General features: G+C 54.5%; 9 protein-coding genes. 4 read left to right on the top strand and 5 right to left on the bottom strand.

Annotated elements, in window-relative coordinates:
* Positions 1–21 precede the first annotated feature (21 nt).
* Entirely contained in the window at positions 22–1,689 is a 1,668-nt protein-coding gene (locus OGX67_RS09215; RefSeq protein ID WP_071696301.1) for a flotillin family protein, read from the top strand.
* Positions 1,690–1,781: 92 nt separating this feature from the next.
* Here the strand turns inward: OGX67_RS09215 and hldE are convergent, their stop codons facing one another.
* The 3 genes from hldE to OGX67_RS09200 all read right to left on the bottom strand — a co-directional run bounded on the left by hldE (position 1,782) and on the right by OGX67_RS09200 (position 7,542).
* A complete protein-coding gene (hldE, locus tag OGX67_RS09210; RefSeq protein WP_003838125.1) occupies positions 1,782–3,215 on the bottom strand; it encodes a bifunctional D-glycero-beta-D-manno-heptose-7-phosphate kinase/D-glycero-beta-D-manno-heptose 1-phosphate adenylyltransferase HldE in 1,434 nt (477 codons plus the stop codon).
* A 59-nt stretch (positions 3,216–3,274) separates the two neighbouring features.
* The gene (glnE, locus tag OGX67_RS09205) at positions 3,275–6,115 is read right to left on the bottom strand and encodes a bifunctional [glutamate--ammonia ligase]-adenylyl-L-tyrosine phosphorylase/[glutamate--ammonia-ligase] adenylyltransferase (RefSeq protein WP_003846303.1); all 2,841 of its coding nucleotides are present in this window, start codon (positions 6,113–6,115) and stop codon (positions 3,275–3,277) included.
* 125 nt (positions 6,116–6,240) lie between these two features.
* Complete coding sequence (locus OGX67_RS09200) at positions 6,241–7,542, bottom strand: CYTH domain-containing protein (RefSeq protein ID WP_003838121.1); 1,302 nt, start codon at positions 7,540–7,542, stop codon at positions 6,241–6,243.
* 241 nt (positions 7,543–7,783) lie between these two features.
* Here OGX67_RS09200 and OGX67_RS09195 point away from each other — a divergent pair, with 241 nt between their 5' ends.
* Together OGX67_RS09195 and OGX67_RS09190 are read left to right on the top strand one after the other, a co-directional pair.
* Positions 7,784–8,404: a TIGR04211 family SH3 domain-containing protein gene (locus OGX67_RS09195; RefSeq protein WP_003024650.1), complete on the top strand. Its 621-nt coding sequence runs from the start codon at positions 7,784–7,786 to the stop codon at positions 8,402–8,404.
* Positions 8,405–8,465: 61 nt separating this feature from the next.
* Positions 8,466–9,707: a multifunctional CCA addition/repair protein gene (locus OGX67_RS09190; protein ID WP_003024653.1), complete on the top strand. Its 1,242-nt coding sequence runs from the start codon at positions 8,466–8,468 to the stop codon at positions 9,705–9,707.
* Positions 9,708–9,768: 61 nt separating this feature from the next.
* On the opposite strand, the gene bacA is transcribed toward OGX67_RS09190, so the two are convergent.
* Positions 9,769–10,587 (bottom strand): undecaprenyl-diphosphate phosphatase, encoded by an 819-nt coding sequence (gene bacA, locus OGX67_RS09185; protein ID WP_049015216.1) that lies wholly within the window; start codon positions 10,585–10,587, stop codon positions 9,769–9,771.
* A gap of 86 nt (positions 10,588–10,673) precedes the next feature.
* Positions 10,674–11,042 (bottom strand): bifunctional dihydroneopterin aldolase/7,8-dihydroneopterin epimerase, encoded by a 369-nt coding sequence (gene folB, locus OGX67_RS09180; protein WP_003838117.1) that lies wholly within the window; start codon positions 11,040–11,042, stop codon positions 10,674–10,676.
* A 106-nt stretch (positions 11,043–11,148) separates the two neighbouring features.
* Here folB and plsY point away from each other — a divergent pair, with 106 nt between their 5' ends.
* Positions 11,149–11,766 (top strand): glycerol-3-phosphate 1-O-acyltransferase PlsY, encoded by a 618-nt coding sequence (plsY, locus tag OGX67_RS09175; RefSeq protein WP_003024662.1) that lies wholly within the window; start codon positions 11,149–11,151, stop codon positions 11,764–11,766.
* The last annotated feature ends 2 nt before the right edge of the window (positions 11,767–11,768 follow it).

Here is an 11,768-nt window from a genome sequence, read left to right as displayed (position 1 = left end):
TTACTTTAAGGGAATAACACAATGGATGATGTTTTTGGCATGTTACCTTCATGGATGTTTACCGCCATTGTGGCGGTGGTCATCTTAGTAATTATCGGGATTATCTTTGCCCGCCTGTATCGCCGCGCGTCAGCTGAACAGGCGTTTGTGCGTACCGGCCTTGGCGGACAAAAAGTGGTGATGAGCGGCGGCGCAATTGTCATGCCTATCTTCCACGAAATTATTCCTATCAACATGAACACCCTCAAACTTGAGGTGAGCCGTTCGACTGTCGACAGTCTCATCACCAAAGACCGTATGCGCGTGGATGTCGTCGTCGCCTTTTTCGTGCGTGTAAAACCGTCTGTTGAAGGGATTGCTACCGCCGCACAGACGTTGGGACAGCGAACACTGTCACCAGAGGATTTACGTGTGCTAATAGAAGATAAGTTTGTTGATGCCCTACGTGCCACTGCGTCGCAGATGACCATGCATGAACTGCAGGATACGCGTGAAAACTTCGTTCAGGGCGTACAAAATACCGTCGCGGAAGACCTGTCCAAAAACGGCCTGGAACTGGAGAGCGTTTCACTCACCAACTTTAACCAGACCGAAAAAGTTCATTTCAACCCGAATAACGCCTTTGATGCCGAGGGTCTGACTAAGCTGACTCAGGAAACAGAACGCCGTCGTCGCGAACGTAACGAAGTCGAGCAGGACGTAGAAGTTGCCGTTCGTGAGAAAAACCGTGATGCGCTGTCGCGCAAGCTGGAGATCGAACAGCAGGAAGCCTTCATGACGCTCGAGCAGGAGCAGCAGGTGAAGACCCGCACGGCCGAGCAAAACGCCAAAATTGCCGCCTTCGAAGCCGAACGTCATCGTGAAGCTGAGCAGACGCGCATTCTTGCCGAACGGCAGATTCAGGAAACAGAAATCGAGCGCGAACAGGCGGTGCGATCCAGAAAAGTCGAGGCCGAGCGTGAAGTTCGCATCAAAGAGATCGAACAGCAACAGGCAACGGAGATCGCCAACCAGACCAAGTCCATCGCCATTGCCGCCAAGTCTGAACAGCAGTCTCAGGCTGAAGCACGCGCTAACGATGCGCTAGCCGAAGCGGTTCGCGCCCAGCAGAACGTAGAAACCACCCGCCAGACCGCAGAAGCGGATCGTGCCAAACAGGTGGCGTTGATTGCCGCAGCGCAGGATGCAGAAACCCAGGCGGTTGAACTGACCGTCCGGGCAAAAGCGGAAAAAGAAGCCGCAGAATTGCAGGCGGCGGCAATTGTGGAACTGGCCGAAGCCACGCGAAAAAAAGGTCTGGCGGAAGCCGAAGCCCAGCGTGCGCTGAACGATGCCATCAACGTGCTTTCCGACGAACAGACCAGTCTGAAATTTAAGCTGGCCCTGCTGCAGTCCCTGCCAGCAGTCATTGAGAAATCCGTTGAGCCAATGAAGTCTATCGATGGGATCAAGATTATCCAGGTTGATGGTCTGAATCGTGGCGGCGCCGTCGGTGAAGTGACCGCAGGTAACGTAACCGGAGGGAATCTGGCTGAGCAGGCATTATCCGCCGCCCTTGCCTATCGTACACAAGCGCCGCTGATTGACTCGCTGTTAAATGAAATTGGTTTGTCCGGTGGTTCGCTGTCGGCACTGGCCGATCCGCTGAAAAACAGTCCACAGCCTGTTGAGAAAACGACTGAAGAATAAGAAACAGAAATACCGGATGGCAACGCTTACGCGTTTTATCCGGCCTACAACCTCGTAGGCCGGACACCGCCATCCGACAAACATTCCAATTGTTATTTATCGCTGTCTTTCTGGATCTTCTTGATGATATTGGTCGTTGAGCAGCCATCTTCGAAGTTCAGCACCAGCACTTCACCGCCGTTCGCCCATACCTCTTTGCTGCCCGCAATATCTTCTGGCTTATAGTCACCGCCTTTGACCAGCAGATCCGGCAGGATGCCGGCGATCAGACGCTGCGGTGTATCTTCTTCAAAAGAGACCACCCAGTCGACGGATTCCAGCGCGCCCAGCACGATCATGCGCTGTTCCAGCGGGTTGACCGGACGCGTTTCTCCTTTCAGACGTTTGGTCGACGCATCGCTGTTTACCGCCACGATCAGGCGATCGCCCAGCTTGCGCGCATTTGCCAGATAGGAAACGTGGCCCGCATGCAGGATGTCGAACACACCGTTAGTCATCACCACTTTCTCACCGCGCTTGCGGGCGCTGGCAACGGCCTGTTTCAGCTCAGATTCGCTCATCACGCCAAAACCAGTATCAGCCCGACCACGCACCGCGTTTTCCAGTTCAATCGGAGAAACGGTGGAGGTTCCCAGTTTACCGACCACAACACCGGCTGCAGCGTTGGCAAAATAGCACGCCTCTTCCAGTGTGTTACCCGCCGCCAGCGTCGCCGCCAGCACGCCGATTACCGTATCGCCCGCACCGGTCACGTCATACACTTCCTGCGCCTGCGTCGGCATATGCAGTGGCGATTTGCCCGGTTGCAGCAACGTCATCCCCTGTTCTGAACGGGTAATCAGCAGTGCGGAAAGGTCGAAATCAGCAATCAATTTCATGCCGCGCTCAACCAGTTCATCTTCGCTTTTGCATTTACCCACTACCGCTTCAAACTCAGACAGGTTGGGCGTTAGCAGCGTTGCGCCGCGGTAACGTTCAAAATCGGTCCCTTTCGGATCGATAAGTACCGGCACGCCAGCCTTACGCGCCAACGCAATCATCTGCTGCACGCTTGCCAGCGCGCCTTTGGCGTAGTCGGAGAGCACCAGAGCGCCAATAGAACCCAGCGCCTGGTTAATACGCTCGTGCAGCGGCTGCGGATCCACGCCTTCAAAACCTTCTTCAAAATCCAGACGAATCAACTGCTGGTTGCGGGAAAGCACGCGCAGTTTGGTGATTGTCGGATGCGTCGGCACGGACACGAAATCGCATTTTACGTTCACATCCGCCAGCGTTTTGCTCAGTGCACGCGCCGCGTCGTCGATACCGGTCAAACCCACCAGACGGGAATTTGCGCCCAGAGAGGCAATGTTCATCGCCACGTTTGCTGCGCCACCGGGACGTTCTTCGATGGTATCGACCTTCACCACCGGAACCGGCGCTTCAGGTGAAATACGGCTGGTAGGGCCGTACCAGTAGCGATCCAGCATCACATCACCGACAACCATGACTCCTGCACGTTCAAACTCTGGCAGCGTTACTTTCATTCCTGTCTCCTGAGAGATTCTCTGAGGGTCTTAAAATTTGCGCGCGATAATAGCACACTTCACTCGGCAACCAGCCACTTCTGCCAGCTGTCACGCACCAGCGTACGTTCAGCGTCAAAGTGCTCCAGCGCCACATGGCCCGGAAGTTCCTGCAACGCAAGATGGTGAAGTTCATCACGCAACGTCGTATAAGCACGGGTAAGCGCCAGCGCTTCCTGCTCGTCCATAATGTCGTTTTGCGCCAGTAATTCCAGAATGCGCACATTATCCGACCAGCGCGTCAGCTTCGGTTTTTCATGCGCATAGCGCAACACCAGATACTGCGTAATAAACTCAATGTCTGTGATGCCACCCTCATCCGCTTTAATATCAAAACGATCCCGATGCTTATTGCCCAAATGGGCGCGCATTTTCTCACGCATTTCACGCACGTCAGTCTGCAAGGTTTTCCCATCACGGACGAGGGTCATGATATCGCGACGAATCGCATCAAACTGAGAGGTCAACTGCGGGTCGCCATATACCACACGAGCACGCACCAGCGCCTGATGCTCCCATGTCCAGGCTTCGTTGCGCTGGTAATCGTCGAAAGCGTCGGTTGATGTCACCAGCATTCCCGCCGCGCCGGATGGACGCAGCCGCGCATCCACTTCGTACAAAATACCGGACGAGGTGCGGGTGCTGAAAAGGTGCATAATGCGCTGCGACAGACGCAGATAGAACTGTCGCCCGTCAATCTCACGCTCACCGTCCGTCATCACGTCCATCGGACAATCATGCAGGAAGATCAAATCAAGATCCGAACTGTAACCCAGTTCCCAGCCGCCCAGTTTGCCATAGCCGACGACGGCAAAACCGCGCCCCTCACGTTCGCCAAGATGGGTAGGTTGGCCGTAGCGAGCAACCATCTGCGTCCACGCCTGCTGGACTACCGCATCAATAATCGCTTCCGCCAGCCAGGTTAAATGGTCGCTCACCTTCATCACCGGCAGCGTGCCGGCGATATCAGCCGCGGCAATACGCAGTAGCTGCGTTTGCTTAAACTGGCGCAGTGCCTCCAGTTGCTGCTCTTCGTCATCTTCCGGCACGCGCAGCAAATACTGGCGCAGCTCATCACGGTAGGCGTCCGTCGCGGTAGGTTGATACAGGGTATTCGGATCCAACAGTTCATCGAGCAACAACGGATACCGCGCCAGCTGGCTGGCGACCATCGGCGAAGCCGCACAGAGCGAAATCAAATGCTTCAGCGCCCCGGGGAATTCGCTCAGCAGTTCCAGATAGGTCGTGCGAGTCACAATACCCACCAGCAGCGGTGTAATGCGTGACAGCGGGACTGAGGCGTCGTCACGCGTACAGACATCGCTCAGCAGATGCGGCATTAAATGATCCAGCACCTGTCGTCCGCGTGGGCCAATAGTGCGTTTATCCAGCTCTTTGCGGAAATCAGCAATCAGAGACAGCACGCGCCGCCGATCGTCATCCGCCAGATGCGTCAGCACTGGCGTGGTGTCATCTTCCTGTAAGGCATCCTGCCACAATTCGCGCCACTGTTCTGAGAGCGACTCTTCCTGGGTTTCGGCCTCGTCATCGCCAATCAGCTCGTTAAATACCCGGCGTACGTTGTCCATATGATTGGTCAGCACATCGGTTAACTGCTGCCAGTCATCAACGTTCATCCCCCACGCTAGCCGCGCGCGATTCAGTTCATCACCCGGCAGCGTCTGAGTCTGCTCATCATTGATACTTTGCAGCAGGTTTTCCAGGCGGCGTAAATAGAGATAGGCTGCGCGCAGTTGTTCCGCGTCGGTATCAGAAAGCAAGTGCAGCGCATTGATGGCGCTAAGCGTCGGTAACAGCGAGCGGGATTGCAGCGATGGCTCGCGCCCACCGCGAATCAGCTGGAATACCTGCACGATAAATTCGATTTCACGAATGCCGCCCGCCCCCAGCTTGATGTTGTCTTTCAGGCCACGACGGCGTACTTCACGCGCAATCATCCCTTTCATGTTACGCAGCGACTGGATCACGCTGAAATCAATATAGCGACGGAAGACAAAAGGCCGCAGCATGGCACGAAGCTCGCTGACGTATGTGCCGTCGGCATCGCCCATAATGCGGGCTTTAACCATCGCATAGCGTTCCCAGTCGCGCCCTTGTTCCTGATAATAATCCTCCAGCGCGGAGAAGCTCAGCACCAGCGGGCCGCTGTCGCCAAACGGGCGTAAACGCATATCCACCCGATAGACAAACCCATCCATTGTGGGCTGATCCAGCACTTTGATAAGCCGCTGGCCCATACGGGTAAAGAACTGCGCGTTATCCAGCTCGCGGCGCCCACCCTGTGTACTGCCGTGTTCCGGCCAGGCAAAAATCAGGTCGATATCGGAGGAAAAATTCAGCTCGCCGCCGCCGAGTTTCCCCATGCCTAAAATCAGCAGCGGCTGCGCAACACCTTCAGGATTACACGGCGTACCCCATTCGCGACAGCAGGCTGCGTACAACCAGTCGCGCGCGGCGACGATCAACGTTTCAGCCAGATGACTTAGCTGCTGCAAAATACTCTCTTCGGTCACCAGCGACAGCGTCTGTGCCCAGGCGATACGCACCATAATGCGACGGCGAAACAGGCGTAACTCACGCATCAGTGTGTTTTCGTCACTAACGTCAGCCAATGCTTGCTGTAACCAGTTGGCATAGTGTTGCCATTCATCCGCCAGGGGTGGAGTGCTTTCCAGCTCAGCCAGCCATTCGGGATGGGCAATAATGCTGTCACGGACAAAATCACTGAATGTAAGTACTGACTTCGCCTGAACGCTAAGCGAGGACTCAGATATTGCTGCTGGCAGCCGCTCAACAACGGTCGGCCAGTACTGCTGTAACGGTGAAGAGAGCTGCTTCATTTACGGGTTATCCTTTGAATGGTGCCGGATGCGTCTTTTCGCCTTATCCGACCTACATGACAGTTACACACATCGCGTAGGCCTGATAAGCGCAGCGCCATCAGGCATCCCGGCCTCGGCCCTGATTATCGTTTTCCGCTGTGCAGCCAGAACGGTTCCAGCGCGATCGCCTCGTTGCGGAAGTGTTCAATTTCAATATATTGGTTGGCCGCAATGGCGCGACGTAAGCCCTGCCAAGTAGCGATCCATTCTGATGCGACATTTTCGTCGTAGTATCCCGCCAGCATCAGCATGCTATCAATGTTGCGCGTCAAACGTGGAAGCTGATCGGCGTACTGATCGCCCAACGGCTGCGCAAAAGCGGTTTTCAGCTCAGCGGCATGGCGTGAAAGATGGGTATCAGAGAAGCGCTTAAAGGAGTCGGCAATTTTGCCCTGCGCCTTCGCATCCAGGAACGGCTGCCATCCTTTGGTCACCAGCCATTCGGTCAGCGCCAGCTTGGCCATTGCCGTTTGCGTACTGTAAACCGCCGAAATAGCAGAAACGTCCGACGCAATGATCGCTTCCGATTGGGTCAGCAAATCACGTAAGTGAGCGCTCGCTTTTCGTGGCACATTACCGCCAAACAACATCAGAATGTGACGCACCAGCCCCATTGCCGCCAGCACCTCGGCTTTCGCCCCTTTAACGCCGCGTACCCACAGCTCTTCGTGGTACTGCCACTGTGATAATGCCAGCTCCAGCGCCGCTTCCAACCCCTGCTCAATGCTCGCCTTCGCCGGAACCTTCAAAATCCGCGTCGGTTTGAGTTCGCGCGGCGCATTCCCCAGGGCCAAATGATAACCGCGCGCGGCTTTGCTCAAACTGCCCTGGCGTAAACCGGTTTGCGAAACCAGCTGGTTTGCCAGCTTCAGTACCGCACGGGTATCGCCGCTTAGCAGTTCAAGTTCAAGCTCACAGATAGGTTCTGCAAACTCGCCCGCTTTCACTTCCCCCACATCGAGGGCCATTTCAATCCGGCTGCCATCAACATCAACCAACCATTTCTCACGGAAAAAATCGGTGCTGAACAACGGCTGCACTTGAGAAGCAAGTTCAGCGGGCAGTTTGCCATCAGGCCAGGCTTCCGTTGGGAACAAGGCGAGATCCAGCTCAGGCGCGTCCAGCGCAACGTTAAATTCCGGTCGTTGATGCAGACCGCCCGTCACGCGTCCGGCAATTTTCATGGTCATTTCGTAATGACCGTTTTCACCGCGAATACGCAGCCCCATATCGTGACCACGCAACCACGCATCCGGCGTTTCGTAGTAAATATTCAGTAACTGGCTGGGTGCATGATGCTCTCCCCCCAGCGTATTCAGACGTTCACGTAGCGCATCGACAGCGTCACTATTAACGATAAATTTTAATTCGATTTCCTGGGCCATGGTCTTGTACTTATGGGTTATGTCACAGTTGAGAAAACTGACTGCGAACTAAGTTCGTTCTTTATGGTCAGTAGATAGTATTTTGCGCCAAATTGCCATGCAACGAGCAATTTGACGGGCGTAAAAGTTTCGAGTGGTGGCAAAAAGGACACAGATGATTCCGATTGATGTCGAATGCTTTGCGTAGAGACACTGATGCCACTACTATCGTTCCACTTTCTATGACAATAACGACAGCCTGATGCCAAAATTACGCCTGATTGGATTAACTTTACTCGCACTTAGCGCCACTGCAGTCTCTCATGCCGAAGAAAAGCGCTATGTCTCTGACGAACTGAACACCTGGGTCCGCAGCGGTCCGGGAGATAATTATCGCCTCGTGGGTACGGTTAACGCCGGCGAGGAAGTCACGCTATTACAGACCGATGCCAATACTAATTACGCTCAGGTGAAAGACAGCACCGGACGTACCGCCTGGATCCCACTGAAAGAGCTGAACAGTACGCCGAGCCTGCGTACCCGCGTTCCCGACCTGGAAAACCAGGTTAAGATCTTGACCGATAAGCTCAATAATATCGATACCACATGGAATCAGCGTACCGCCGACATGCAGCAAAAGGTAGCGCAGAGCGACAGCGTGATTGACGGGCTGAAACAAGAAAACCAGAAGCTGAAGAACGAACTTATCGTGGCGCAAAAGAAGGTGAGCGCAGCCAACCTTCAGCTTGATGACAAGCAGCGTACTATCATCATGCAATGGTTTATGTATGGCGGCGGCGTGCTGGGTCTTGGTCTGCTGCTCGGTCTGGTTCTGCCACACATGATCCCAAGCCGTAAACGCAAAGATCGCTGGATGAACTGAATCGCCTTCTCCGCCACACTGACATATGATTAAGGGATATTTTTTTCAAAAGGAAAGTGGCGTGAAGATTTATCTGGTCGGTGGTGCTGTTCGGGATGCGTTATTAGGGCTACCGATTAAAGATAAAGATTGGGTCGTTGTCGGTGCCACGCCGCAAGGAATGCTCGACGCGGGTTACCAACAGGTAGGCCGCGATTTTCCCGTGTTTCTGCATCCGCAAACCCGGGAAGAGTATGCGTTGGCGCGTACTGAACGCAAATCAGGTTCGGGATATACCGGATTCACCTGCTACGCCGCGCCAGATGTGACGCTGGAGGCCGATCTTCAGCGGCGCGACCTGACCATCAACGCAATGGCCCGCGATGACAACGGGGAGATTATCGACCCGTATAACGGACGCGATGATCTGGAAAACCGCCTGCTGCGTCATGTTTCCCCGGCTTTTAGCGAAGATCCACTTCGCGTGCTGCGCGTAGCGCGCTTTGCTGCCCGCTATGCGCACCTTGGCTTTCGTATTGCCGACGAAACCATGACGCTGATGCGCGATATGAACGCCGCTGGCGAGCTGGAACACTTGACGCCAGAGCGCGTGTGGAAAGAAACGGAAAGCGCCTTAACCACCCGCAACCCACAGGTATTTTTTCAGGTCCTGCGCGACTGCGGCGCACTGCACGTTCTGTTTCCTGAAGTGGATGCTCTGTTCGGCGTTCCCGCGCCCGCGCAGTGGCACCCGGAAATTGATACCGGTATTCACACGCTGATGACGCTGTCGATGGCAGCCATGTTAAGCCCGGAGGTCGACGTGCGTTTTGCCACGCTGTGCCACGATCTTGGCAAAGCATTAACGCCTAAAGCGCTATGGCCGCGCCATCATGGCCACGGTCCGGCGGGTGTTAAGCTGGTCGAGCAACTGTGTCAGCGCCTGCGCGTGCCGAATGACATCCGTGATTTAGCCAAACTGGTGGCCGAGTTCCACGACCTGATTCATACCTTCCCGATCCTGCAACCGAAAACCATCGTTAAGCTGTTTGATTCCATCGATGCATGGCGCAAACCGCAGCGCGTGGAGCAAATCGCCCTCACCAGCGAGGCCGACGTGCGTGGGCGAACCGGTTTTGAAGCGGCGGATTACCCACAAGGCAGGCTGTTGCGTGAAGCCTGGCTGGTTGCACAGGCGGTTCCCACGAAAGATGTCGTGGAAGCGGGATTCAAAGGTCAGGCTATTCGCGAGGAACTGACCCGGCGTCGCATTGCGGCGGTGGCCAACTGGAAGGAGAAGCGGTGTCCTAAACCCACCGCCTGAACGAATATCACCCGTAGGCCGGATAAGGCGAAACGCCGCCATCCGGCACCACGGTAAGTCATCAGAAGAACACGACGTAAACGGCAGCCGCCACAATAAAGCGGTAAATCGCAAACGGAATGAACGAAATACGCTTAATAAGTTGCAGGAAGGTTTTGATCGCGACCAGCGCCACGATAAACGCCGTCACAAAACCGACTGCAAACATTGGGATATCTGATGCGCTGAGGAACGACCAGCTCTTGTAGAGATCCAGCGCCGTCGCGCCCATCATCATCGGCACCGCCAGCAGGAATGAAAACTCAGAAGCCGCATAACGGCTCACGCCCATCAGCATACCGCCAGAAATCGTCGCCCCTGAGCGAGAAAAACCCGGCCACAGCGCCAGACACTGGAAACAGCCAATCATAAACGCCTGGCGATAGGTCATATCATCCAGACCCGGCGCGCGCGGCTCTTTCGGCTTCAGGCATTCTGCGGCAATCAGCAGTACACCACCCACCACCAGCGCATACATCACGTTGATCGGGTTAAACAGCGACTTGATGGTGTCGTGGAACACCAGTCCCAGTACAACCGCCGGAATCATCCCCAACAGGATATGCCCCAGCGTCAGCCGACCTTTGCCAGTACCTTCATGCGGGGCCTTGCCGAAGTGAATGCCGATCAGGCCAAACAAACGTCGCCAGAACATCACCACCACTGCCAGAATAGATCCCAACTGGATCACCACCTCGAATGTTTTTGCGGTATCACCCTCAAAACCCAACAGGTGGCCAACAATAATCATATGGCCGGTACTGGAAACGGGTAAAAATTCCGTCAATCCTTCGACCACACCCAAAATTGCCGCCACCAGCAGCGAGTGCATATCACTCATTAATAAACCCCTAGATAGAGAAAACACGGCAAAAAAGAGCCGACGAAAGGACTCTTTTATACCCGTTTGATTTAGAAATTATTAAATTAATTATTTTCTTTCAGATTATTGCCACGCTCAATGACGACCCCGACGTTTGCCGCACGGGCTACCGCGCCAGGTTTGCTGAGTTTGATCCGCACCCACGGTGAATTAAAGCGGTTAAGTAGCAAATCCGCCACCTCTTCCGCCACACGTTCTACCAGCGCAAAACGCCCACCTTCCACATGATTAACAACCGTTTGAGCAATATCAGCATAGCTCAGGCAATCAGCCACATCATCGCTTTTAGCTGATTTGCGGTTATCCCATGCCATTTCGATATCGAACACCAACCGTTGTTCGATCGTTTGTTCCCAGTCGTAAACACCAATAGTGGTGATTACAGAAAGTTGCTCTATAAATACAATATCCATCACGACCTGCCTGCTTTTTGGCTAACCCGGATACCACTTCCGGCGAAATATGCGTATTATCCACAGAAGTAGCGTTTTACACGACATTTTCAAAACGGAACAGCTTATGAGTGCAATCGCGCCTGGAATGATTATCTTCGCGTACCTCTGTGGCTCAATTTCCAGTGCTATTCTGGTATGCCGCCTTGCTGGATTGCCGGACCCGCGCGACAGCGGCTCTGGGAATCCGGGCGCGACAAACGTGCTGCGCATCGGTGGCAAGGGAGCCGCCGTCGCGGTACTGATTTTCGACGTCCTGAAAGGTATGTTACCCGTCTGGGGTGCCTATGCGCTAGGCGTCAGCCCCTTCTGGCTGGGATTGATCGCAATCGCCGCCTGTCTGGGACACATTTGGCCGGTATTTTTCGGCTTTAAAGGTGGAAAAGGCGTTGCCACCGCCTTTGGCGCAATTGCGCCGATTGGCTGGGACTTAACTGGTGTGATGGCCGGAACCTGGCTACTAACCGTCCTGTTAAGCGGCTATTCGTCGTTAGGCGCTATCGTCAGTGCGCTGATCGCCCCTTTTTACGTCTGGTGGTTCAATCCCCAGTTCACTTTTCCGGTGTCCATGTTGTCGTGCTTAATTCTGCTTCGTCACCATGACAACATTCAGCGTCTGTGGCGTCGTCAGGAGCCGAAGATCTGGACCAAGCTAAAGAAAAAACGCGAAAAAGACCCCGAGTGATT

The organism is Citrobacter sp. Cf118 (assembly GCF_030334095.1).
Taxonomy (GTDB): domain Bacteria; phylum Pseudomonadota; class Gammaproteobacteria; order Enterobacterales; family Enterobacteriaceae; genus Citrobacter; species Citrobacter freundii.
Note: the sequence above shows the minus strand (reverse complement) of the source record. Positions and strands in the feature narration are given on the sequence as shown.